The organism is Chengkuizengella sp. SCS-71B, from assembly GCF_040100845.1.
Taxonomy (GTDB): domain Bacteria; phylum Bacillota; class Bacilli; order Paenibacillales; family KCTC-33759; genus Chengkuizengella.
In genome coordinates this window covers 4,068,455-4,093,513 of the sequence record NZ_JAZHSH010000001.1, presented here as the reverse complement: position 1 = coordinate 4,093,513, position 25,059 = coordinate 4,068,455, and the positions used below count along the sequence as shown (strand labels likewise).

Genomic DNA, 25,059 nt, shown 5'->3' with positions numbered 1-25,059 from the left:
AATACATTTAGGCTGTAACGATTGGCTCATGTTACGAGCTATGAGAGGGAAAATCCATCGGCTTTTTCCAAACAGAGTGGAACCGCGTACTTTACGTCTCTGTAGCATACATGCTACAGAGACTTTTTTGTTCTTGGAAATTTAAAAACACCATTTGTCAGCACAGGATTAAAAATATACCAATTTGTAAGTTTTAAACCAGATTTTAATAGTAAATTTTAAATATTTCATTATTTCATTCATTGTTTACGAAAGGAGGAGAATTGACATCATGTTTGAAACAATCAGATCTGACGTTCGTGCTGTATTTGATAACGATCCCGCTGCGCGCAGTGTTTTAGAAGTTATTTTTACGTATTCAGGTTTACATGCTTTGTGGTCACATCGAATCGCACATTGGTTTTTTAAAAGAAAGCTTTTAACGATTGCCCGCATCATTTCTCAGATCAACCGTTTTTTAACCGGTATTGAAATTCATCCTGGTGCTACAATTGGTAAAAGATTGTTTATAGATCATGGAATGGGTGTAGTCATTGGAGAAACTTGTGAGATTGGCGATGATGTAGTTTTATACCAAGGTGTAACCTTAGGTGGAACTGGGAAGGAAAAAGGGAAGAGACATCCTACGATAGGAAATAATGTAGTCATAAGCTCAGGAGCTAAGGTATTAGGTTCCTTTAAAATTGGGGATTATTCAAGAGTGGGTGCTAATGCGGTTGTGCTGCAAGAGATTCCACAGCACAGCACGGTTGTAGGGATTCCTGGAAGAATCGTGAAGCAAAACGGGGTTCGGGTAAATAAATTAGATCATTGCAATGTTCCTGATCCAGTTTTAGATATTTGTCTCAAATTACAAAATGAGATTGATACATTAAAAAATGAATTAGATTTGCTCAAAACCAATGGAGGGAAAAAGGACGATGGCGTTAAAAGTTTTTAATACGTTAACACGAAAAAAAGAAGAATTTCAATCCATAGAGCCTGGCAAAGTGAAAATGTATGTTTGTGGTCCTACCGTTTATGGGTATATTCATATTGGAAATGCTAGACCACTCATCTTTTTTGATGTAGTTAGGAAGTATTTGGAGACGTTAAAATATAATGTTGAATATATTGTTAATTTTACGGATGTGGATGATAAGATTATCAAAAAAGCAAATGAAACGAACAAATCTGTGTCAGAAGTGGCAGAACAATTTATAGAAGCATATCTTGAAGATTCAAAAAATCTTGGTGTTAAGCCAGCAACAGGTTATCCTCGTGTTACAGAGAATATGCAAGAGATTATCGAGTTCATTGCTACTTTGGTTGAAGATGGGTATGCTTATGCAAATGATGGGGATGTGTTTTATAGAACAAATAAATTTGAAGAATACGGAAAGTTATCTCATCAAAAAATAGAAGATCTTCAATATGGAAAAAGGATTGAGGTGGATGAAAGAAAAGAAAATCCTCAAGACTTTGTACTATGGAAAAAAGCAAAACCAGGTGAGGTATTTTGGGAAAGCCCTTGGGGTGATGGAAGACCTGGTTGGCACATTGAATGTTCAGCGATGGCAAGTAAATTTTTAGGGAAAACAATGGATATCCATGGTGGAGGACAGGATTTGCAGTTTCCACATCATGAATGTGAAATAGCGCAATCTGAAATTGTTAATGATGCCCCTCTTGCTAATTACTGGCTTCATAATGGTTATGTGAATATTAACAATGAAAAAATGTCGAAGTCACTTGGTAATGGGATAAATGTCACTGAACTGCTTTCTCGATATAGTGCTGAAGTTATTCGATATTTTATATTAAGCACACATTATAGCAATCCTTTGAATTTTTCAGAAGAAATAATGGAACAATCAAAACAGAGCTTGGATAGAATACAGAATTGCATTTCTAATCTGGATTATAGATTAGAAAATACAACCGCTGATAATAATGTTGAACAAAATCTAGATCAAAAGATAAAGCTTATTATAGAAAATTTCCATGGACGAATGCAGGATGATTTTAATACAGCTGATGCTATTACATCAATGTTTGATTTAGTTAGTGAAACAAATCAATATTTAAAGCAAAAGGAAGTCATTCATTCCAGCTTGCAAAGGTTAAAAAGTGCATTTAATGAAATGAATACTGTATTAGGTTTAGTAGCTGAGAAAAACAATGAAATGTTAGATGAAGAGGTTGAGAATCTTATTCAAGAGCGTATGGAAGCACGGAAGAATAAAAATTGGGCTAGGGCGGATGAAATAAGAGATTTGTTACAACAGCAGGGGATATTATTAGAGGATACGCCACAGGGAATGCGTTGGAGAAGAAAGTGAGTGATTTAGAACAAAACCAGCCTCTTTTTTCTTTTTCACCAAGCAAAGCGCCTAATTTACTTAATCCACTTGTACTAGCATATTTAGGGGATGCCATATATGATACATATATACGCATGTATTTAATATCGCGTCCTCATCATAAACCGAATCATTTGCATCAAGAAGCAACCAAGTTTGTTTCTGCAAAAGCACAGGCTCAATATTTAAAAATATGGCTTCCACACTTAAGTGAAGAGGAGCAAGATGTTGTAAGACGGGGACGTAACGCTAAATCCGCATCTATTCCCAAAAATGCTGATGTATTAGATTATCGTCACAGTACTGCATTTGAATGTTTAATCGGATATTTATACTATAAGAAGCAGCATGATCGGTTGAGCCAATTACTTAAAATGATTATAGATGATTACGAAAATAGATTGTAGATAATTTTATACAGTGTGGAAAGGAAGATACTATGGAGACAGAATATATAGCAGGAAAACATTCTGTTTTAGAAGCAATGCGTTCCGAGAGGTCCATTCATAAAATATGGATTGCTGATCAAATACAAAAATCATCCATACAGCCAATACTAACAGAAGCAAAAAATTCTGGTGCAATTTTGCAATATGTGGATAAGAAAAAGTTAGATCAATTGGTTCCGGATATAAAACATCAAGGAGTAGTAGCTCAGGTTGCATCTTATCAATATGTGCAAGTAGATGATATTCTTTCCTCAGCTGCAGAAAAAAATGAAACTCCATTCATTTTGATCCTTGATGAAATTGAAGACCCTCATAATTTGGGTTCCATTTTACGTTCTTGTGATTGTACAGGTGTGCATGGAGTAATCATTCCTAAGAGACGGTCCGCAGGTTTGACAGCATCTGTTTCTAAAACTTCTGCTGGGGCTGTTGAACATATCCCAGTGGCTAGAGTTACAAATTTAGGACAAACGATTGATAAACTTAAAAAACAAGGGATATGGATTGCTGGAGCGGATGTTTCAGCTGAAGAAAATATATATCGTACCGATTTAACACTTCCTATTGGTATTGTCATCGGTAATGAACATAAGGGAATTGGGAGATTAATTAAAGAAAAATGTGATTTTTTAATTAAGCTTCCTATGTATGGCCAAATTAATTCTCTTAATGCTTCCGTTGCTGCAGGTGTCATTATGTATGAAGTAGTTCGGCAGCGGCATTAAAGAGATTAGATGATGGAAGAATATTTGATTGTGGACGGTTATAACATGATCGGAGCTTGGCCCGAACTTATAAAAACATCTGAGACAAGCCTAGAAGAAGCACGCAATCAGTTAATTAAAATGCTAGCTGATTATCAAGGATATTCAGGCATGAAAATTATCGTTGTATTTGATGCTCATCAAGTACCAGGGATTGGGGTGAAAGAGAAGAATTACAAAATAAAAGTGATCTATACTAAAGAAAAAGAAACAGCAGACGAGTGTATTGAAAGATTAGTTACGGAGTTAACACATCGAAAAAGAGATATACATGTAGCTACTTCAGACTATGTAGAACAACGTGTAACTTTTGGTAAGGGAGCGCTGAGAAGATCTGCCAGAGAACTATGGATGGATATTCAAGAGAGCAAAAGGAAAGTGAAAAGCAAAATAACAAAACATACCAAAAAAAGCAGTTATTCTTTTGATAGTAAATTATCTAGTGATGTGAAAGATATTTTTGAAAAGTGGCGTAGAGGGGAAAAGTAACAATCTTTCTAAAATACTAAATTCAATAAAGACAAGTGGTTGACGGTTTTACTAGTAATCATGTATACTATTTTTATCTTAATTTAGAGTAAAATCTCAAAAATTGACAGTATCCTTGCAGGACCGGAGGGATTATAGTGAGCGTTGACCTCAACGAAAAGTTGCACGAGTATTACCTCAAAACGGATGAAGAAATTGTCGAATCGGTCCGAGAAGGCGACAATATTGCTCTAGAGTACTTAATTAATAAATACAAAAACTTTGTTAGAGCTAAAGGACGATCCTATTTTTTAATAGGAGCTGATCGGGAAGATATTATTCAAGAAGGCATGATAGGGCTTTATAAAGCTATTCGTGATTTTAGGGGAGATAAGCTTGCTTCCTTTAAAGCATTTGCTGAATTATGTATTACAAGGCAAATTATTACTGCAATAAAAACGGCAACTAGGCAAAAACATATTCCTTTGAACTCGTATATTTCTTTGGACAAGCCTATTTATGATGAAGAATCAGATAGAACTTTATTAGATGTTATTTGTGGGTCTAAAGTTACTGATCCGGAAGAACTAATGATTAATAAAGAAGAATTCAGTGGTTTAGAAGATAAAATGGGCGAAATTTTAAGTGACTTAGAGCGTAAAGTGTTGATGTTATATTTAGATGGCAGATCTTATCAAGATATTGCATTGGATTTAGATCGACACATAAAATCTATCGATAATGCTTTACAAAGAGTGAAGAGAAAATTAGAAAGATATTTAGAAGTAAGAGAACTAAATCAATAAACTAAGCATCCGTATGATATACATAACGGTGCTTTTTTAGTTTAAATCACATAAATTAGTGGATAACTTGTGTTATTAAGAAGATTCAACATGTTTAAACTTTGTTTAAACGAGTTCACTGTTTATTATTAAGAGTGATTGAGAATAATGGGTAATATCATCTTTTTGTTACCTTTTCCTTGACATGGTTTATTCATTGTGATAAATTTTTTTGGGTAGCCTTATTTTGTTACGCGTATATGTTAACATAGACATGAATAGACATGGATAACTAAAAGTTGTCTCGGGAGGTGACATCATGCGGGTGATTATGACTCTTGCGTGTACAGTTTGTAAACGTAGAAATTATACATCAAACAAAAACAAACGAAACCACCCTGACCGCATGGAGATGAAGAAGTTTTGCAGCCATTGCAATCAGCATACGGTTCATCGTGAAACAAGGTAGTTTTTGGAGGTGTTTACTGTGGCAGTCATTAATAGGATCAAACAAGGTTTTGGCTCAACCTTTTCATTTTTTTCAGGCAGCTGGTCTGAACTTAAAAAAGTGCGCTGGCCAAAACGGAAAGAGTTAATTAGTTATACGATTGTTGTCATATCGACTGTGCTTTTCGTAACACTTTATTTTTACTTACTAGATTTAGGTATTTCTGGTCTTATCGAATTATTCTTTGGGACAGAGTCATAGGGTGAATATGGATATGGACAAAGGTTGGTATGTTGTGCATACTTATTCAGGGTATGAAAATAAAGTCAAAGCGAATTTAGAAAAACGCGTAGAATCAATGAATATGACAGACAAGATTTTCAGAGTGCTTGTTCCTGTTGAGGAAGAAGTAGTGAACAAAGACGGCAAAAAGAAAACAGTTCAACGCAAAGTGTATCCTGGTTATGTCTTAGTTGAAATGGTACAAACAGATGATTCTTGGTATGTAGTACGAAATACACCAGGTGTTACTGGCTTTGTTGGTTCAGCAGGTGCTGGTTCTAAACCATCCCCTTTATTACCTGATGAAGCAGAATCCATTCTTAAACATATGGGCATTCAGGAGCCAAGCCCTATATTTGACTTTGATATTAAAGATAATATTAGAGTGAAAGTAGGTCCATTTGCTGATTTTGTCGGAACAATAGAGGATATCATGCCTGACAAAAACAAAATTAAGGTCCTCGTAAATATGTTTGGTAGAGAAACTCCGTTAGAGCTTGAGTATGATCAAGTGGAGAAAGTATAGTGCCAAACTTATAGAAATTACAGCAAGGAGGTGTTACGCATGGCAAAAAAGGTGATTAAACAAGTAAAGTTGCAAATTCCAGCTGGTAAAGCAAACCCGGCACCTCCAGTAGGTCCAGCGTTAGGTCAAGCAGGAGTTAACATCATGGCATTTTGTAAAGAGTTTAATGCTCGTACGCAAGAACAAGCTGGATTAATTATTCCAGTTGAAATTTCTGTGTTTGAAGATCGCTCATTTACATTCATCACCAAAACTCCACCAGCAGCAGTATTGTTAAAGAAAGCTGCGGGTATTGAGAAAGGTTCTGGGGAACCGCACAAAGTTAAGGTTGCTACGGTAAAACGCGATAAGGTGCGTGAAATCGCAGAATCAAAAATGGCTGACTTAAATGCTGCGGATGTGGAAGCAGCAATGCTTATGATTGAAGGTACAGCTAGAAGTATGGGTATCGTTGTTGAGGACTAATTATTAGTTTCGAATTCGTGGGAGGAGTATCCGTTAATACCACAATAGGAGGAAAATACATCATGGCTAAAAAAGGTAAAAAGTATACAGAAGCTGCTAAACTGATTGATAGTGAAAAATTATATGAGTCAGCAGAAGCAGTAGAATTAGTGAAAAAATCAGCTACTGCGAAGTTTGATGAAACAATTGAAGTAGCAATTCGTTTGGGTGTTGACCCTAAAAAACAAGACCAAGCTGTTCGTGGAGTCACTGTACTTCCGCATGGTACTGGTAATACAAAAACAGTATTAGTTTTTGCAAAAGGTGAAAAAGCCAAAGAAGCAGAAGCTGCAGGTGCTGACTTTGTTGGTGATCAAGATATGATCAACAAAATTCAACAAGGTTGGTTTGGGTTTGATGTTTGTGTGGCTACACCAGATATGATGAGTGAAGTTGGTAAATTAGGTCGTTTGCTTGGTGGTAAAGGTCTAATGCCAAATCCGAAAGCAGGTACAGTCACTTTTGATGTTGAGAAAGCAGTTAAGGAAATTAAAGCTGGTAAAATTGAATTTCGTTTAAACAAACAAGGTCAAATTCACGCTCCAATTGGAAAAGCATCTTTTGGTGCAGAGCAATTAAGTGAAAACCTTGATTCATTAATGAATTCATTATTAAGAGCTAAACCTGCATCTGCAAAAGGAACATATTTGAAACATGTTTCCATTTCTTCAACGATGGGTCCTGGTGTAAAGGTGAATACACAAGCTTACAAATAATTGCTAATGACAGTAATTCAATGTGGTCTTGACATGTATTGATTGTTCTGATAATCTTGAACCTATTGTAATCAATCAAAAATGAATATATTGATCCGTAGACAGTTGGTGCCTTTTAATGCGAGGCTTAATATCCCACCGAGGTGATGTGATAAATTGAAATTTCTTATCATTGAAATTTACATTATCCTGCCTTCGTAAAGTCTACGAAGGTTTTTCTTATTTATTTTAATTATTGGAGGTGTGAAATTTGGCTAATGCAAAAGTACTTGAGCAAAAACAACAAGTTGTTGCTGAAGTAAAAGAAAAGTTTGAACAAAATGCTTGTACTGTTGTTGCAGATTATCGTGGGTTGAATGTTACGGATGTAACTGAACTTAGAAAATCTCTTCGTGAAGCAGGCGTAGAATTTAGTGTTATAAAAAACACCTTAGCTAGACGTGCGACTGAAGGATCAGAGCTTGAGAGTATAAATGACCATTTTGTAGGTCCTACCGCTATTGCGTTTAGTAAGGAAGACGTAATTGCACCAGCTAAAATCTTATCAGATTTCGCTAAAAAGAACGAAAATTTAAAAATTAAAGCAGGTATTCTTGAAGGTCAAGTTGTATCTGTAGATCAAATTAATGATCTTGCTGCTTTACCATCAAGAGAAGGTTTATTATCTATGTTGCTTAGCGTGCTCCAAGCACCAGTTCGCAACTTTGCTCTTGCTGTTAAAGCTGTTGCAGATAAAGACGAAAATGGAGAAGTACAAGAAGCTTAAACTATATCAAATGAAATCAAATTATAATAAAATTATGGAGGTTTACTCATGAGTCAAGAACAAATTTTAGAAGCTATTAAAGGTATGAGTGTTTTAGAACTAAATGATCTTGTTAAAGCAATTGAAGAAGAATTTGGTGTTACTGCTGCTGCACCAGTTGCAGTAGTTGGTGGTGCTGCTGGTGGAGAAGCTGCTGCAGAAAAATCTGAATTTGATGTAATTCTAACTAGCGCTGGTGCATCTAAAATCAATGTAATCAAAGCAGTTCGTGAAGCAACTGGATTAGGTTTGAAAGAAGCAAAAGCATTAGTTGATGGTGCTCCTGCTCCTATTAAAGAAGGCGTAGCTAAAGACGACGCTGAAGCTCTAAAAGCTAAACTTGAAGAAGCTGGTGCTTCAGTAGAATTGAAGTAGAACTTCTTGGAAGCCCCCTCTGAAAATTTCTTCGAGGGGGTTTTCCTTTAATATGTGATCAAAAAATTCAGTTTTCAGCACCAAGAAGATTGTGCGAACATGTAGAAGCCGGAGCGGAGTGTAGTGATTTGTTACATGAGCACCGGACTTCAAATGTGAGTGCAATATTCGATGTCGGAATGCTCCCTTGATCATCTTCGTGATCAAAAGGGGATTTTTTGAACAACCTCTATTAATGAAAGGAAGAATGTGATGGCTGAGCATTATTACACTCAAAATCCATCAGTACAGAGTAATCGACATGTGATTCATGTATCATTGAGAAGTAAAGAATTTAAATTTTATACTGACTCAGGTGTATTCTCTAAAAATATGATTGACTTTGGTTCTAAGTTATTAATAGAACATATGAATATTCCAAGAGGCAGTAAAATTTTAGATGTGGGTTGCGGGTATGGTCCAATAGGAATATGTGCAGCTTCACTAGAAGAAACTTCTGAAGTCACAATGATAGATGTTAATCAAAGGGCGGTAGAGTTGGCTGCTGAGAATGCAAAGCTTAATCATATCTCTAATATTAAACTATTTCAAAGTGATGTTTACAGCCGCGTAAAAGGTGATCAAAAATTTGATGTAATTTTAACGAACCCACCTATAAGAGCCGGAAAAGAGATTGTGCATTCTATTTTTTCGGGTGCTGCTGAAAGATTGAAGGATGGTGGATCACTATGGGTAGTAATACAAAAGAAACAAGGGGCATCTTCAGCGTTTGAAAAACTGAAAGGTTTATTTTCAACAGTAGAGGAAGTTTCTAAGAAAAAAGGTTATAAAATATTTAAAGCTATAAAATGATAATGTTAAATAAGTTTTTATAAGTTCAGTTGACCTTTACTTATCAATATGATATGATAGGTAAATGTCAGAATTAAAGTGGGCGTAATTTCTTTAGTTCATTAAAATGTCAAGGTAAAATTTAATTTATGAATATTTTTTTCTCTTCTTACGTATAATGTTAAGATTTTAGGAAAATCTTACTTATATGGATAAGTGTATCATACGGAGAAATATCTTGGCTACTACAACTTATATTCTGGAAGCTGCCTGAATCTGCAATTTTTAAATTTTGCTTGATAGGGCTTTTCTTGTTTTTCTTTAAGGATAAGGATTCGACGACATCTTCGAATAGTCATCGAAAGGTGATTTTGTTGTGTTGTTATAGGTCAATTGCATGAGAGGTGAAATAGTTTGGCAGGACAACTTGTTCAATTAGGACGACGCGAGCGTAGAAGTTATGCAAGGATTAGTGAAGTGTTGGAGGTTCCAAATTTAATTGAGATTCAAAGGAAATCATATCAATGGTTTCTTGAGGAAGGTTTACGTGAAATGTTTCACGACATTTCTCCTATTCAGGATTTCACGGGGAACTTAGTGTTGGAGTTTATTGACTATAGCTTAGGAGAACCTAAGTATAATGTTGATGATGCTAAGGAACGGGATGTGACTTACGCAGCACCGCTGAGAGTGAAAGTTCGTTTAATAAACAAAGAAACAGGAGAAGTGAAAGAACAGGAAGTTTTCATGGGAGACTTTCCACTAATGACAGAAACAGGCACATTCATTATTAATGGTGCTGAACGTGTTATTGTTAGTCAGCTTGTGCGTTCTCCAAGTGTTTATTTTAGTACTAAACCTGATAAACACGGAAAACCAGCTTATACCACAACCGTAATTCCGAACCGTGGAGCGTGGCTTGAGTTAGAAACAGATGCTAAAAATATTATTTATGTTCGTATTGATCGCACACGTAAAATTCCAGTGACGGTTCTTTTAAGAGCGCTTGGATTTAGCTCGGATCAGGAAATTATTGATTTGTTAGGTGAAGACGAGTATATTCGTAATACCCTTGAAAAAGATAATACTGAAAATACCGATAAAGCGTTGTTAGAGATTTATGAGAGATTAAGACCGGGTGAGCCACCTACTGTAGAAAATGCGAAAAGTTTATTGATATCTCGATTTTTTGATCCTAGAAGATATGATCTTGCAAATGTGGGAAGATACAAGATTAATAAAAAACTACATATCAAGGATCGTTTGTTCAATCAACGACTTGCTGAATCATTAATTGATCAGGATACTGGAGAAATTATTGCAGAAGCAGGTCAGGTTGTTGATCGTAGATTACTTGATTCCATCATGTCTAGCTTGGAGAAAAGTGTAGGTTTCAAAGAATATAGTGTTTCCACTGGTGTTTTAGACGAAGATACGATACCAATTCAAGCGATTAATGTGTTTTCTCCAATTGAAGATGCTAAAGTAGTAAAGGTCATTTCAAATGGGAATATTGAAAAGAGTGTAAAACACATTACTCAAGCTGATATCATTGCATCTATTAATTATTTTATTAATCTGTTGCATGGTATTGGACATACAGATGATATAGATCATTTAGGGAATCGTAGACTTCGCTCAGTTGGAGAGCTTTTACAAAATCAATTCCGTATTGGATTATCTAGAATGGAAAGAGTTGTAAGAGAAAGGATGTCCATTCAAGATACAAATGCGATTACACCACAAGCATTGATTAATATACGTCCTGTTATCGCTTCTATTAAAGAGTTCTTCGGCAGTTCACAGTTGTCTCAATTTATGGATCAAACGAATCCGCTGGCAGAACTTACTCATAAGAGACGTCTTTCTGCTCTTGGACCAGGTGGTTTAACAAGAGAGCGTGCAGGTTTTGAGGTTCGTGACGTTCATAATTCTCATTATGGGCGAATGTGTCCAATTGAAACTCCAGAGGGGCCGAATATTGGATTAATAAACTCACTATCAACGTTTGCCAGAGTGAATGAATTTGGTTTCATTGAAGCTCCTTATCGTTGGGTAGATCCAAGTACTGGTCAAGTAACTGAAAAAATAGACTACTTGACAGCGGATGAAGAAGATAACTATGTAGTAGCACAAGCGAATGCAAAGTTAAACGATGATGGTACATTTGAAGATGATATGATCATTGTTCGTTATAATAAATCTGCGGATAACATTCAGACCATGCCTAAAGAACGTGTCGATTATATGGACGTGTCTCCGAAGCAGGTTGTGTCTGTTGCTACCGCGTTAATTCCGTTTCTTGAAAATGATGACTCAAACCGTGCGTTGATGGGATCAAACATGCAACGTCAGGCTGTACCATTGTTGATTCCTAGATCTCCATTTGTAGGTACAGGAATGGAACACAAGGCAGCCAAGGACTCAGGGGTTTGTATCGTTTCAAAACACAATGGTTTTATAGAAAAGGTTTCGGCCAATGAAATTTTAGTTAGACAACAAGAAACGATAGATGGAAAAGTAGTTAATGGAGATTTAATTCGCCATAGAATCCATAAATTCTTACGCTCTAACCAAGGGACTTGTATTAATCAACGTCCAATTGTGAAAGTGGGAGAACCAGTTAAGGTTGGAGACATTTTAGCGGATGGTCCTTCTACTGAAAAAGGTGAATTAGCTCTAGGTCAAAACGTTGTCGTAGCTTTTATGACGTGGGAAGGTTATAACTATGAGGATGCGATTCTTTTAAGTGAAAAACTAGTGAAAGAAGATGTGTATACCTCAGTTCATATAGAAGAATATGAATCAGAAGCTCGTGATACAAAACTAGGTCCTGAGGAAATCACTAGAGATATTCCTAATGTTGGTGAGGATGCACTTAGAAATCTAGACGAACGAGGCATTATTCGTGTAGGTGCTGAGATTTCTGCTGGTGATATTTTAGTAGGAAAGGTTACACCAAAAGGAGTAACGGAACTTACAGCAGAAGAAAGATTGCTTCATGCTATATTCGGGGAAAAAGCTCGAGAGGTAAGAGATACTTCACTAAGAGTTCCACATGGTACAGATGGTATCGTAGTAGACGTGAAAGTATTTACCCGTGAAAATGGCGACGAGCTCCCACCAGGAGTGAATCAACTTGTTCGAGTATATATAGCTCAAAAACGTAAAATCTCCGAAGGGGATAAAATGGCAGGTCGACACGGAAACAAAGGGGTAATTGCAAGAATACTACCTGAGGAAGATATGCCTTTCTTACCAGATGGCACACCAGTTCAAGTTGTATTAAACCCTCTTGGGGTTCCATCACGTATGAACATCGGTCAAGTACTTGAAGTTCACTTGGGTATGGCGGCTAGATATCTTGGTATACATGTTGCGACACCTGTATTTGATGGAGCGACTGAAGTCGATGTATTCGATACGATGGAAGAAGCTGGCATGCAACGTAATGGTAAAACAAAATTATATGATGGTCGTACAGGTGAACAGTTTGAACGTGAAGTTACTGTAGGTGTGATGTATATGATTAAACTTGCACACATGGTTGATGATAAAATTCACGCTCGTTCTACTGGACCTTACTCATTGGTTACACAACAACCATTGGGTGGTAAAGCACAATTTGGTGGTCAGCGCTTTGGTGAGATGGAAGTATGGGCATTGAAGGCTTATGGTGCAGCTTATACGCTACAAGAAATATTAACTGTCAAATCGGATGATGTTGTAGGTCGTGTAAAAACATATGAATCCATTGTTAAAGGTGAGAATGTTCCTGAACCTGGTATTCCAGAAAGCTTTAAAGTCTTAATTAAAGAGCTTCAGAGTTTAGGTATGGATGTGAAAATGTTAACCGAAAATGAAGAAGAAATTGATTTGAAAGAATCAGACGAAGAAGATGAGGATTCAAACAAAGATAAGTTAAGCCTTCAAATAGAAGGTGCTGAAGTAAATGTGGATTAATAAAAAAACACTATAGAGGAGGGGTCGCTCCTTGATGGACGTTAATAACTTTGAATTTATGAAAATTGGATTAGCTTCACCGAACAAAATACGCTCATGGTCTCGTGGAGAAGTGAAAAAACCTGAAACGATTAACTATCGAACATTAAAGCCTGAAAAGGAAGGGTTATTCTGCGAAAAAATCTTTGGACCTACAAAAGACTGGGAATGTCATTGTGGGAAGTATAAGAGAGTACGTTATAAAGGTGTAGTATGTGATCGCTGTGGTGTTGAAGTCACCCGTGCTAAAGTTCGTCGTGAACGTATGGGACACATTGAACTAGCAGCGCCAGTATCCCATATCTGGTACTTTAAAGGGATTCCTAGCCGCATGGGTCTTGCATTAGATATGTCTCCAAGATCCTTAGAGGAAATTATTTATTTTGCATCCTATGTTGTGACAGATCCCGGTGAAACACCACTTGAAAGAAAGCAGCTTTTATCTGAGAAAGAGTTTCGCAGTTATCGTGAAAAGTATGGTTATGGTTTTCATGCAGGTATGGGTGCTGAAGCTATAAAGAAACTTTTGCAAAGTTTAGATGTCAACAAAGAGATTAGTGTACTGAAAGAAGAACTTAAAACTGCTCAAGGTCAAAGAAGGAATAGAGCAGTGAAACGTTTGGAAGTACTCGAGGCCTTTAGAAACTCAGCGAATGACCCTGAGTGGATGATTTTAGATGTATTGCCCGTCATTCCTCCTGAACTTCGCCCGATGGTACAATTAGACGGTGGTAGATTTGCTACTTCAGACTTAAATGATTTATATCGCAGAGTGATAAACCGAAATAATCGTCTAAAAAGACTTCTAGATTTAGGTGCACCGGATATTATTGTGCAGAACGAGAAACGTATGTTACAGGAAGCAGTAGACGCGTTGATTGATAATGGGCGACGTGGTAGACCGGTTACAGGACCTGGTAATAGACCATTAAAATCTCTTAGCCATATGTTAAAAGGGAAACAAGGTCGTTTCCGTCAGAATCTTTTAGGTAAAAGGGTTGACTATTCGGGTCGTTCTGTAATCGTTGTTGGACCTTACTTGAAAATGTATCAATGTGGTCTTCCTAAAGAAATGGCATTAGAATTGTTCAAACCTTTTGTCATGAAAGAATTAGTTAGTAAAGGGTTTGCTCATAATATAAAAAGTGCAAAACGAAAAGTGGAAAAAGTAAGTCCTGATGTATGGGACGTTTTAGAAGATGTAATTAAGGAGCACCCTGTACTTCTCAATCGTGCACCTACGCTTCATAGACTGGGAATACAAGCCTTCGAACCTATTTTAGTTGAAGGAAAAGCGATTAGATTACATCCATTAGTATGTACGGCGTATAATGCGGATTTTGATGGAGACCAAATGGCTGTCCATGTTCCATTATCTGCAGAAGCGCAAGCTGAATCTAGAATATTGATGCTGGCTTCAGGTAATATTTTGAATCCAAAGGATGGAAAGCCTGTAGTTACACCATCTCAGGATATGGTTTTAGGTACGTATTATTTAACAATTGATAATCCAGAAGCTAAGGGAACTGGAAGAATTTTTAAATCAGTTCATGAAACGATATCTGCTTATCAAATGGAACATGTATCTTTACATGCCAGAGTTGCGATTCCTGTTAAGGCTCTAGGAAAAGAGAATATATCAGAAAAACAACAAAATGCTCTTTTAGTCACAACGGTAGGGAAAATCATATTCAATGAAATTTTCCCAAGTGTATTCCCATTCATAAATGAACCAACGAAGAGAAATTTAGAGAAAACACCAGATGAATATTATATTTATGAAAAAGGTACAAATGTAAGAGAATACATTAAAAGCTTACCAACCGTAGGTGGTATAGGAAAAGATTATTTAGGTAATATCATTGCAGAATGTTTTAGAGAGTATAAAACGACACAATGTTCAATTATTTTAGACAAAATAAAAGAAGTTGGGTTTACTTACTCTACTAAAGCAGGAATTACAATTGCAGTATCTGATGTAACAGTTCCAGAAGAGAAATATATGCTCATGAAAGAGAATGAAGATAAAGTAGAAACAGTAATGAAGCAGTATCGTCGCGGATTGATTACACCAGATGAAAGACACGAACGTATTATTGCAATTTGGAGTAAAGCGAAAGATGATCTTTCTGAGATATTAATGAGTAAATTTGATAAATTTAATAATATTACCTTGATGGTTGATTCCAAAGCCAGAGGTAATAAATCTCAGATTACTCAATTAGGTGGTATGCGTGGACTCATGGCAGATCCATCAGGACATATTCATGAACTACCAATCAAATCTAACTTCCGTGAAGGTTTGACTGTATTAGAATATTTCATTTCTACGCATGGTGCTAGAAAAGGACTTGCCGATACCGCGTTACGTACAGCAGATTCAGGGTACTTAACACGTCGTTTAGTTGATGTGGCACAGGATGTAGTTGTCCGTGAAGATAGTTGTAAAACGGATAAAGGATTCTTGGTATCCAAAATACAAGATGGTAAAGAAGTTATCGAAAATCTGTATGATCGTATCGAGGGTCGTTATGCATTTGCAACTGTACGTCACCCAGAAACAAATGAAATCATCGTTAAACGTGATGATATGATTGATGATAAAAAAGCACAAGAAATCATTTCTGCTGGCATTGAAAAAGTGCAAATTCGTTCTGTATTGAGTTGTAGAGCTCGTCATGGCGTATGTAAAAAATGTTATGGTCGCAACTTAGCTACCGGGTTTAACGTAGAAATCGGAGAAGCAGTAGGAATTATAGCAGCTCAATCAATTGGTGAACCAGGAACACAGTTAACGATGCGTACTTTCCATACAGGTGGAGTTGCTGGAGATGATATTACACAAGGTTTACCTCGTATTCAGGAATTGTTTGAAGCTAGAAACCCTAAAGGTCAAGCGCTCATTTCTGAAATAGATGGAGTTGTGAAAGATATTCGCGAGGTTAAAGACGGTCGTGAAGTTGAAATTGAAGGTGACGCAGAATCTAAGGTGTACACTTTAAGTTATGGCTCTAGAATGAGAATAGCTGTTGGTCAGACAATCGAAGCTGGTGATGAGTTAACGGATGGTTCTATCGATCCTAAAGAAATGTTGCGTATTAAGGGTATTCAAGGTGTTCAGAACTATATTCTGCAAGAAGTACAGCGTGTATATCGTAATCAAGGTGTTGAAATAAATGATAAACACATTGAGGTTATGGTTCGTCAAATGCTTAGAAAAATACGTATTGTGATGTCAGGCGATACCAAATTACTTCCTGGCTCATTTACAGATGTTCATGAATATGAAGAGGAAAACAAAAAAGCGTTGTTCTCTGATTTGGAACCAGCTGTAGCAAAACCAGTTTTACTAGGTATTACAAAAGCATCTTTAGAAACTGATTCCTTCTTATCTGCAGCATCATTCCAAGAAACAACAAGAGTTCTAACTGATGCAGCTATTAAAGGTAAGGTAGATCAATTGTTAGGTCTTAAAGAAAATGTAATCATCGGTAAATTGATTCCAGCAGGTACAGGAATGAATCGTTACCGCAATGTGAAAATTGTCGATCAAACCAGTGAAAATGTTGAGCTAGAAGAATCTCTTAAAGAAACAGTAACGGTAGAGTGAAAATAATATTGACAATGTATTTTTCAGGTGATATTATATTCAAGTGTGCCAAAAACAAAATTTCCTGATACTTTGGAGGATAATTAATGTCTTATGAAAAAGTAACGCAGGCTAATCGTTTATCGATAGGCACAAAGCAGACTTTAAAAGTGGTCGAACGTGGCAGTGCCACAGAAGTATACGTAGCGAAAGATGCAGATCCAAAAGTGACGACCAAAGTAATTATGCTTTGTAAGAATATGAACGTTAACATCATTTATGTAGACTCAATGAAACAGCTTGGGAAAGCATGTGGAATTGAAGTTGGAGCTGCTGTAGCAGCTGTTATAAACGACTAACACTATGTTTTTGTTTGCCTTTGGTTTTAAGTAATAATTTGACTAAGGGCGGACAAAAACATTTCCTTTGTTCATTTTTGAACCACCTGGATCTGTGGACATAAAAAATGAATATTCCAGTCATTATTTTAGGAAGGAGGTGCGGGAATGCCAACAATTAATCAGTTAGTAAGAAAAGGACGTCAAGCAAAAGTTGTTAAATCAACTTCACCTGCTTTACAAAAAGGGTATAATGCGCTAAGAAGAGAAGAAACTAATCTAAGTGCACCTCAAAAACGTGGAGTTTGTACACGTGTGGGGACGATGACGCCGAAAAAACCAAACTCAGCTTTGAGAAAGTATGCTCGTGTACGTTTAACAAATCGTATTGAGGTTACTGCTTATATACCAGGTATTGGTCATAACTTACAGGAGCACAGTGTTGTTTTAGTGCGCGGTGGTAGAGTTAAAGATCTTCCTGGGGTTCGTTATCACATCGTTCGTGGTGCTTTAGATACTGCAGGTGTTAACGATCGTAAACAGGGAAGATCAAAATACGGTGCTAAAAGACCGAAATCATAATTATATCACATCAATAGAAATTACTCGGAAAGGAGGATGACCATGCCTCGTAAAGGACCTGTAACTCGTAGAGATGTTTTACCTGATCCGATATATAGCAGTAAGCTTGTTACAAGATTAATCAATAGAATTATGATTGATGGTAAAAAGGGTGTTGCTCAGTCTATTTTATACAATGCATTTGATATTGTTAAAGATCGTACTGGTAACGATCCGATGGAAGTTTTTGAGCAAGCAATCAAAAACATTATGCCAGTTCTTGAAGTTAAAGCTCGTCGTGTTGGTGGATCAAACTATCAAGTACCGATAGAAGTGAAACCTGAACGTCGTACTGCATTAGGACTACGTTGGTTAGTAAATTATTCACGTCTTCGCGGAGAAAAAACAATGGAAGAGCGTTTAGCTGCTGAAATTATGGATGCTAGTAACAATACTGGTGCTTCAGTGAAGAAACGTGAAGATACTCATAAAATGGCGGAAGCAAATAAAGCATTTGCTCACTATCGCTGGTAATATTAATATGAACTTATGAAAGGAGATTATATAATGACTAGAGAATTCTCCTTAAAAGATACACGTAATATTGGGATCATGGCACATATTGATGCTGGTAAAACCACTACAACAGAACGTATATTGTTTTACACGGGTCGTACTCACAAAATTGGTGAGGTTCACGAAGGTGGAGCAACAATGGACTGGATGGAGCAAGAACAGGAGCGCGGTATTACAATTACCTCTGCTGCTACTACAGCTCAGTGGAAAGATCACCGCATTAACATTATTGATACCCCGGGACACGTTGACTTTACAGTTGAGGTAGAACGTTCCCTCCGTGTATTAGATGGAGCAGTTGGTGTGTTTTGTGCAAAAGGTGGAGTTGAACCACAGTCTGAAACCGTTTGGCGTCAGGCTGACCGTTATAAAGTTCCACGTATTGCATATGTGAACAAAATGGATATTATTGGTGCTGATTTTGAAGGTGCCGTTGCACAAATGCGTGAAAGACTTCAAGCAAATGCAGTACCTATTCAATTCCCAATCGGTGCAGAAGATAATTTCCAAGGCTTTGTAGACCTTATTGAAAATGTAGCTTGGTACTATAAGGATGATTTAGGTAAAGAGATTGAAAAATCAGAAATTCCTGCAGACTTAGCAGATAAAGTAGAAGAGCTTCGTACTGAAATGATTGAAAAAATCTCTGAACTAGATGAAGAATTGATGATGAAATACTTAGAGGGAGAAGAAACCACAGTTGAAGAACTAAAAGCAGCACTTCGTAAAGGTGTTGTAGAGGTTCAAATCACACCAGTACTTTGTGGTTCTTCCTATAAGAACAAAGGTGTTCAAGCAGTTTTAGATGCAGTTGTTGACTATCTGCCTGCTCCTATCGATGTACCTGCTATAAGTGGGGAACTAGAAGACGGAACAGAAGTTGTTAGAAATTCTTCAGATGAAGAGCCTTTCTCTGCACTTGCATTTAAAATTATGACTGACCCATTTGTTGGTAAGTTGACGTTCTTCCGTGTGTATTCAGGAACATTGGATTCAGGTTCATATGTTTTAAATACTACAAAAGGAAAACGTGAAAGAGTTGGCCGTATCTTGATGATGCATGCTAACAGTAGAGAAGAAGTTGGAACTGTTTATGCAGGAGATATTGCTGCGGCAGTTGGTTTGAAGGATACTACAACAGGAGATACATTGAGTGATGAGAAAGATCCAGTGATTTTGGAATCTATGACATTCCCTGATCCAGTTATCTCCGTAGCGATCGAGCCAAAAACGAAATCTGATCAGGATAAAATGGGTATTGCTTTAGCTAAGTTGGCCGAAGAAGATCCTACATTTAAAACTGAAACAGATGAGGAAACGGGTCAAACGATTATTAAAGGGATGGGTGAACTTCACCTTGAAATTATCGTTGATCGCTTAATGCGTGAGTTTAAAGTGGAAGCTAATGTAGGTAAACCACAGGTTGCTTATAGAGAAACGTTTAAAACTGCGGCAAAAGTTGAAGGAAAATTCGTACGTCAATCTGGTGGACGAGGACAATTTGGTCACGTGTGGGTTGAGTTTACTCCACTTGAACCAGGTGAAGGTTTCGTATTTGAAAACAAAATTGTCGGTGGGGTAGTTCCTAGAGAATATATTCCAGCAGTTCAAAACGGTATCGAAGAATCAATGCAAAGTGGTGTTCTAGCTGGTTATCCACTCGTTGATGTAAAAGCTACTTTATTTGATGGCTCATACCATGATGTCGATTCAAGTGAAATGGCATTTAAAATTGCAGGATCTATGGCATTAAAAGGAGCAAAAGGCAAATGTGATCCTGTCATTCTAGAACCACTCTTTAAGGTTGAAGTTACTGTACCTGAAGAATATATGGGTGACATAATGGGTGACGTAAGCTCTCGTCGTGGACGTGTAGAAGGTATGGACACACGCGCTGGAGCACAAGTGATCCGAGCAAAAGTACCTTTATCTGAAATGTTTGGGTATTCCACAACACTTCGTTCTAAAACACAAGGTCGTGGAACTTACTCTATGGAATTATCTCATTACGAAGAAGTGCCTAAGTCTATAGCAGAAGAAATCACTGCTAAAAACCAAGGCTCATAATAAATAAATTTTATTGAATGAATTGAGGAGGAAAATTTAAAATGGCTAAAGCTAAATTTGAACGTAATAAACCACATTTAAACGTTGGTACTATCGGTCACGTTGACCATGGTAAAACTACTTTAACAGCAGCGATCACTACTGTATTAACTAAAACTTATGGTGGAGGAGAAGCTCAAGCATTTGATCAAATTGATAATGCTCCTGAGGAAAGAGAACGCGGTATTACAATCGCAACTTCCCACGTTGAGTATGAGTCTGAAAATCGTCACTATGCACATGTAGATTGCCCTGGACATGCTGACTATGTTAAAAACATGATCACTGGAGCAGCACAAATGGATGGAGCGATTCTTGTTGTATCTGCAGCAGACGGTCCAATGCCACAAACTCGTGAGCACATCTTACTTTCACGTCAGGTTGGCGTACCTTACATTGTAGTATTCATGAACAAATGTGATATGGTTGAAGATGAAGAGTTATTAGAATTAGTTGAGATGGAAATTCGTGATCTATTAAACGAATACGAATTCCCTGGTGATGATACTCCAATCGTTCAAGGATCTGCATTAAAAGCTTTAGAAGATCCAGATGGTGAATACGGACAAAAAATCATTGAATTATTTAAAATTATTGATGAGTATGTTCCAGAACCTGAACGTCAAACTGACAAACCTTTCTTAATGCCTGTTGAGGATGTATTCTCAATTACAGGTCGTGGTACAGTTGCTACTGGTCGTGTTGAGCGTGGTACTGTAACTGTAGGTGAAGAAATTGAAATCGTAGGTATCGAAGAAGAAACTAAGAAAACTACGGTTACTGGTGTTGAAATGTTTAGAAAACTTCTTGACTCAGCTCAAGCAGGTGACAACATTGGAGCATTGCTTCGTGGTGTTGATCGTGCTGACATCGTTCGTGGTCAAGTATTAGCTAAACCTGGATCAGTTAATCCACACACAAAGTTTACTGCTCAAGTATATGTATTAACTAAAGAAGAAGGTGGACGTCATAAGCCATTCTTTACTGGATACCGTCCTCAATTCTACTTCCGTACAACTGACGTAACTGGTATCATCGAACTTCCAGAAGGTACAGAAATGGTTATGCCTGGTGACAACATCACTGTAACTGTTGAATTAATCAACCCAATTGCAATCGAAGAAGGTACTCGCTTCGCGATTCGTGAGGGTGGACGTACAGTTGGTGCTGGTGCGGTAGCAACGATCGAAAAATAATAAAAATTATTATTTTAAATCTAAGTCCTTGTCAATTACGACAAGGACTTTTCTCTATTATTCTTTTAGAAAAGTTTTTAAAAATATGATGATAGAAAGAATAAAGTTTCAATTTTCTAGATATATTAAAAGATTTTACTTGCAATTTGTATGTATATTTTATATAATATTGGAGTTGGTCTGCGACAGTGCGATGATGTGAGAGGTTGCTGACACACACGGCTCCTTTGCCATGAGTCATGTGTTAGGATATTTTCACGGAGTAGGTCCGATTAAAAATTTGGGCGATAGAAGGAGGGAATTTGAATGGCAAAGCAAAAGATTAGAATTCGATTAAAGGCGTATGATCATAGAGTGTTAGATCAATCTGCTGAAAAAATTGTTGAAACAGCTAAACGTTCTGGTGCAAGTGTTTCTGGTCCGATACCATTACCGACAGAAAAACAAATTGTAACCATTTTAAGAGCTGTGCACAAATACAAAGATTCAAGAGAACAATTTGAAATGCGTACACATAAACGTCTGATCGATATTGTGAATCCAACGCCGCAAACAGTAGATGCACTTATGCGTCTGGATTTGCCATCCGGTGTGGATATTGAAATAAAATTATAATAATCTTAACTTTACATTAAGAAACGAGGTGTCAAAATGACTGCGAAAGGTATCTTAGGTAAGAAATTAGGTATGACTCAAGTTTTCACGCCAGAAGGGATCGTAATTCCTGTAACGGTTGTAGAAGCTGGGCCAAACGTAGTTCTTCAAAAGAAGGATCTTGAAACAGATGGGTACGAAGCGATCCAACTTGGTTTCGGAGATAAAAAAGAAAATAACGCAATTAAACCTGAAAAGGGTCATGCGAAAAAAGCAAACTCAACACCTAAGCGCTACGTGAAAGAATTTCGCGGAATTAATTCAAGCGAATATGAAGTAGGGCAAGAAGTGAAAGCAGACATATTTGCTGAAGGTGAGTTTGTTGATGTTACAGGAACTTCCAAGGGTAAAGGGTTTCAAGGTGCTATAAAAAGACATGGACAACGAATAGGTCCTAAGAGTCACGGATCTCATTATCATCGTAAGCCAGGTTCAATGGGTGCCATTGTAAATCGTGTATTTAAAGGAAAAAAATTACCTGGACATATGGGTTCAGAAACTGTGACATTGCAAAATCTTGAAGTAGTTAAAGTGGATGCTGAAAAGAACATTCTTTTAGTAAAAGGATCAATTCCTGGTGCTAAAAATAGTTTTGTAAGAATTCAGGCATCTGTTAAAAAATAGAGGGTATACAGAAAGGAGGATTTCATAATGCCAAAGGTTGCCTTATATGATGTGAATGGCTCACAAGTAGGCGATGTAGAATTATCAGATGCAGTGTTTGGGATTGAACCAAACAAGCATGTTCTTCATCAAGCTGTAGTGATGCAACAAGCATCTTTACGTCAAGGAACTCACAAAGTAAAAGGACGTTCTGAAGTTCGTGGTGGCGGACGTAAACCATGGAAACAAAAAGGAACGGGTAGAGCGCGTCAAGGTACGATCAGAGCACCTCAATGGAAAGGTGGCGGTGTTGTATTTGGACCAACACCAAGAAGCTATGCTACTAAATTACCTAAAAAGGTTCGTCGTTTAGCTATTAAATCTGCACTTTCTTCAAAAGTGATTTCTAATGAAATTATCGTATTAGATCAATTAGTATTGGAACAACCAAAAACAAAACAATTCGCTTCTATTTTAAATAAATTAAAAGTTGAACGTAAAGCACTAGTAGTTGGATTGGATACTGATAATAATGCAGCATTATCCGCTCGCAATATTCCAGGTATTAAATTCATTGCTGCTGATGGTATTAATGTTTTGGACGTTCTGGCTTATGATAATTTAATTATTACTAAAGAAGCTGTTGAGAAAGTAGAGGAGGTGCTTGCGTAATGAAATATGCTCACGATATTATCAAGCGCCCTATCGTTACTGAACGTTCTAGCGATATGATGGCAGACAATAAATACGTTTTTGAAGTAGAATTACGTGCGAATAAAACGGAAATCAAACAGGCTGTTGAGGAAGTATTCAAAGTAAAAGTCGTGAAAGTTAACACGATTAGAATGCCTAAAAAGCCTAAAACTTATGGGCGCCATAGAGGATATACATCCGAATGGAAAAAAGCGATCATCACATTAAGTGATGACAGTAAACCGTTGGAGTATTTTGAAACAGTATAAGAAATTTTTTAACGTAAGGAGGGAAAATGCAAAATGCCGATTAAAAAATATAAACCGACGAGTCCAGCTCGACGTGGGATGTCCGTTTCTACATTTGAAGAGATTACAACATTAGAACCGGAAAAATCCTTACTTGCTCCTTTGAGCAAAAAAGCTGGTCGTAACAATCAAGGAAAAATCACTACTCGACATCATGGTGGTGGACATAAGAGAAAATACCGTATCATTGACTTTAAACGTTTGAAAGACGGAATACCAGGACGCGTTGCTACAATTGAATACGATCCAAATCGTTCTGCTAATATTGCGCTTATTCATTACTTAGATGGTGAGAAACGTTACATTTTAGCACCTAAAGGTTTAACTGTAGGTACTGAAATTGTGTCTGGTCCTGATGCAGATATTAAAGTTGGAAATACGCTTCCACTTGAAAATATACCTGTAGGTACAGTGATTCACAACATCGAGTTGCAACCAGGTAAAGGTGGACAACTAGTTCGTGCTGCTGGAACAGAAGCTCAATTGTTAGGTAAAGAAGAACAATACGTGATTATTCGCTTAACATCAGGTGAAGTAAGAAAAATTCTTAAAGCTTGCCGTGCTACTATCGGTACTGTTGGTAACGAAGATCATGAACTTGTGAACATTGGTAAAGCGGGTCGTACACGTTGGTTGGGTAAAAGACCTACTGTTCGTGGATCAGTTATGAACCCGAATGACCATCCACACGGTGGTGGTGAAGGTAAATCACCAATCGGACGTAAATCTCCAATGTCACCATGGGGTAAACCAACATTGGGTTACAAAACTCGTGACAAAAACAAAGCTTCAGATAAATATATCGTTCGTAGACGTAAGCAGAAATAATTTTGCAGGAAGGGAGGATCATAAATGGGACGCAGCTTAAAAAAAGGGCCATTTGTAGATGAATACTTGTTGAAAAAAGTTGAAGAAGCTGATCAATCTAAGAAAAAAGTAGTCATTAAAACTTGGTCTCGCCGCTCGACGATTTTTCCGCAATTTGTTGGTCATACATTTGGTGTGTATGATGGTCGTAAACATGTTCCGGTTTATGTGACTGAGGATATGGTTGGACATAAATTGGGTGAATTTGCTCCAACTCGTACTTTTAAAGGTCATGATGATGATAAGAAAACAGGAAAAAGATAATTAATTC

The 25,059-nt window shown here is 37.1% G+C and carries 27 protein-coding genes and 2 other annotated features (1 of these 29 running past the window's edge); all 27 genes read left to right on the top strand.

Features of this window, described 5'->3' with window-relative positions; all coding sequences use genetic code 11:
* Positions 1-104: a binding site (T-box leader), on the top strand; it begins 131 nt to the left of the window's first position.
* Positions 105-271: 167 nt separating this feature from the next.
* The 27 genes from epsC (at position 272) to rpsS (ending at position 25,052) form a co-directional block, all read left to right on the top strand.
* Positions 272-940, top strand: a complete 669-nt coding sequence (gene epsC / locus VQL36_RS20055) for a serine O-acetyltransferase EpsC (protein ID WP_349250977.1) — start codon at positions 272-274, stop codon at positions 938-940.
* Positions 921-2,321, top strand: a complete 1,401-nt coding sequence (cysS, locus tag VQL36_RS20050) for a cysteine--tRNA ligase (RefSeq protein WP_349250976.1) — start codon at positions 921-923, stop codon at positions 2,319-2,321. Before epsC ends, cysS begins: the two co-directional genes overlap by 20 nt.
* On the top strand, positions 2,306-2,749 hold the full coding sequence (locus VQL36_RS20045) for a Mini-ribonuclease 3 (RefSeq protein WP_349250975.1): 444 nt from the start codon (positions 2,306-2,308) through the stop codon (positions 2,747-2,749). Before cysS ends, VQL36_RS20045 begins: the two co-directional genes overlap by 16 nt.
* A 32-nt stretch (positions 2,750-2,781) precedes the next feature.
* Positions 2,782-3,516 carry a 23S rRNA (guanosine(2251)-2'-O)-methyltransferase RlmB gene (gene rlmB / locus VQL36_RS20040; RefSeq protein ID WP_349250974.1) on the top strand — a complete coding sequence of 245 codons (735 nt, stop codon included), beginning with the start codon at positions 2,782-2,784 and terminating at the stop codon, positions 3,514-3,516.
* A 12-nt stretch (positions 3,517-3,528) separates the two neighbouring features.
* Positions 3,529-4,044 (top strand): NYN domain-containing protein, encoded by a 516-nt coding sequence (locus tag VQL36_RS20035; protein WP_349250973.1) that lies wholly within the window; start codon positions 3,529-3,531, stop codon positions 4,042-4,044.
* 137 nt (positions 4,045-4,181) lie between these two features.
* A complete protein-coding gene (gene sigH, locus VQL36_RS20030; RefSeq protein ID WP_160647145.1) occupies positions 4,182-4,829 on the top strand; it encodes an RNA polymerase sporulation sigma factor SigH in 648 nt (215 codons plus the stop codon).
* Positions 4,830-5,127: 298 nt separating this feature from the next.
* Positions 5,128-5,277 (top strand): 50S ribosomal protein L33, encoded by a 150-nt coding sequence (gene rpmG / locus VQL36_RS20025; protein ID WP_162038354.1) that lies wholly within the window; start codon positions 5,128-5,130, stop codon positions 5,275-5,277.
* Between the two features lie 18 nt (positions 5,278-5,295).
* Entirely contained in the window at positions 5,296-5,517 is a 222-nt protein-coding gene (secE, locus tag VQL36_RS20020) for a preprotein translocase subunit SecE (protein WP_349250972.1), read from the top strand.
* Positions 5,518-5,530: 13 nt separating this feature from the next.
* The gene (nusG, locus tag VQL36_RS20015) at positions 5,531-6,064 is read left to right on the top strand and encodes a transcription termination/antitermination protein NusG (RefSeq protein ID WP_162038356.1); all 534 of its coding nucleotides are present in this window, start codon (positions 5,531-5,533) and stop codon (positions 6,062-6,064) included.
* Between the two features lie 39 nt (positions 6,065-6,103).
* Positions 6,104-6,529: a 50S ribosomal protein L11 gene (gene rplK / locus VQL36_RS20010; RefSeq protein WP_349250971.1), complete on the top strand. Its 426-nt coding sequence runs from the start codon at positions 6,104-6,106 to the stop codon at positions 6,527-6,529.
* 62 nt (positions 6,530-6,591) lie between these two features.
* The gene (rplA, locus tag VQL36_RS20005; protein ID WP_349250970.1) at positions 6,592-7,284 is read left to right on the top strand and encodes a 50S ribosomal protein L1; all 693 of its coding nucleotides are present in this window, start codon (positions 6,592-6,594) and stop codon (positions 7,282-7,284) included.
* Positions 7,285-7,361: 77 nt separating this feature from the next.
* Positions 7,362-7,513 (top strand) — a sequence feature (ribosomal protein L10 leader region).
* Between the two features lie 21 nt (positions 7,514-7,534).
* Entirely contained in the window at positions 7,535-8,050 is a 516-nt protein-coding gene (gene rplJ / locus VQL36_RS20000; protein ID WP_349250969.1) for a 50S ribosomal protein L10, read from the top strand.
* Between the two features lie 48 nt (positions 8,051-8,098).
* Positions 8,099-8,464 (top strand): 50S ribosomal protein L7/L12, encoded by a 366-nt coding sequence (gene rplL, locus VQL36_RS19995; protein ID WP_349250968.1) that lies wholly within the window; start codon positions 8,099-8,101, stop codon positions 8,462-8,464.
* A 252-nt stretch (positions 8,465-8,716) separates the two neighbouring features.
* Positions 8,717-9,316 carry a class I SAM-dependent methyltransferase gene (locus VQL36_RS19990; protein ID WP_349250967.1) on the top strand — a complete coding sequence of 200 codons (600 nt, stop codon included), beginning with the start codon at positions 8,717-8,719 and terminating at the stop codon, positions 9,314-9,316.
* A gap of 393 nt (positions 9,317-9,709) precedes the next feature.
* A complete protein-coding gene (gene rpoB / locus VQL36_RS19985; protein ID WP_349250966.1) occupies positions 9,710-13,258 on the top strand; it encodes a DNA-directed RNA polymerase subunit beta in 3,549 nt (1,182 codons plus the stop codon).
* Between the two features lie 31 nt (positions 13,259-13,289).
* Positions 13,290-16,907: a DNA-directed RNA polymerase subunit beta' gene (rpoC, locus tag VQL36_RS19980; RefSeq protein WP_349250965.1), complete on the top strand. Its 3,618-nt coding sequence runs from the start codon at positions 13,290-13,292 to the stop codon at positions 16,905-16,907.
* A gap of 86 nt (positions 16,908-16,993) precedes the next feature.
* Positions 16,994-17,245 carry a 50S ribosomal protein L7ae-like protein gene (locus VQL36_RS19975; protein ID WP_349250964.1) on the top strand — a complete coding sequence of 84 codons (252 nt, stop codon included), beginning with the start codon at positions 16,994-16,996 and terminating at the stop codon, positions 17,243-17,245.
* 147 nt (positions 17,246-17,392) lie between these two features.
* Positions 17,393-17,806, top strand: coding sequence for a 30S ribosomal protein S12 (rpsL, locus tag VQL36_RS19970; protein ID WP_160647156.1), 414 nt, complete (start codon positions 17,393-17,395; stop codon positions 17,804-17,806).
* Positions 17,807-17,848: 42 nt separating this feature from the next.
* Positions 17,849-18,319: a 30S ribosomal protein S7 gene (rpsG, locus tag VQL36_RS19965; protein WP_160647157.1), complete on the top strand. Its 471-nt coding sequence runs from the start codon at positions 17,849-17,851 to the stop codon at positions 18,317-18,319.
* Between the two features lie 33 nt (positions 18,320-18,352).
* Positions 18,353-20,428, top strand: coding sequence for an elongation factor G (gene fusA / locus VQL36_RS19960; protein WP_349250963.1), 2,076 nt, complete (start codon positions 18,353-18,355; stop codon positions 20,426-20,428).
* A gap of 41 nt (positions 20,429-20,469) precedes the next feature.
* On the top strand, positions 20,470-21,663 hold the full coding sequence (tuf, locus tag VQL36_RS19955) for an elongation factor Tu (RefSeq protein ID WP_160647159.1): 1,194 nt from the start codon (positions 20,470-20,472) through the stop codon (positions 21,661-21,663).
* A gap of 306 nt (positions 21,664-21,969) precedes the next feature.
* Positions 21,970-22,278: a 30S ribosomal protein S10 gene (rpsJ, locus tag VQL36_RS19950; protein WP_160647160.1), complete on the top strand. Its 309-nt coding sequence runs from the start codon at positions 21,970-21,972 to the stop codon at positions 22,276-22,278.
* A gap of 36 nt (positions 22,279-22,314) precedes the next feature.
* The gene (rplC, locus tag VQL36_RS19945; protein ID WP_349250962.1) at positions 22,315-22,941 is read left to right on the top strand and encodes a 50S ribosomal protein L3; all 627 of its coding nucleotides are present in this window, start codon (positions 22,315-22,317) and stop codon (positions 22,939-22,941) included.
* Positions 22,942-22,968: 27 nt separating this feature from the next.
* Positions 22,969-23,592, top strand: coding sequence for a 50S ribosomal protein L4 (gene rplD, locus VQL36_RS19940; RefSeq protein ID WP_349250961.1), 624 nt, complete (start codon positions 22,969-22,971; stop codon positions 23,590-23,592).
* Positions 23,592-23,882, top strand: coding sequence for a 50S ribosomal protein L23 (gene rplW, locus VQL36_RS19935; protein ID WP_349250960.1), 291 nt, complete (start codon positions 23,592-23,594; stop codon positions 23,880-23,882). Before rplD ends, rplW begins: the two co-directional genes overlap by 1 nt.
* A 33-nt stretch (positions 23,883-23,915) precedes the next feature.
* The gene (gene rplB / locus VQL36_RS19930; RefSeq protein ID WP_349250959.1) at positions 23,916-24,749 is read left to right on the top strand and encodes a 50S ribosomal protein L2; all 834 of its coding nucleotides are present in this window, start codon (positions 23,916-23,918) and stop codon (positions 24,747-24,749) included.
* 24 nt (positions 24,750-24,773) lie between these two features.
* The gene (gene rpsS, locus VQL36_RS19925) at positions 24,774-25,052 is read left to right on the top strand and encodes a 30S ribosomal protein S19 (protein WP_349250958.1); all 279 of its coding nucleotides are present in this window, start codon (positions 24,774-24,776) and stop codon (positions 25,050-25,052) included.
* Positions 25,053-25,059: the final 7 nt, after the last annotated feature.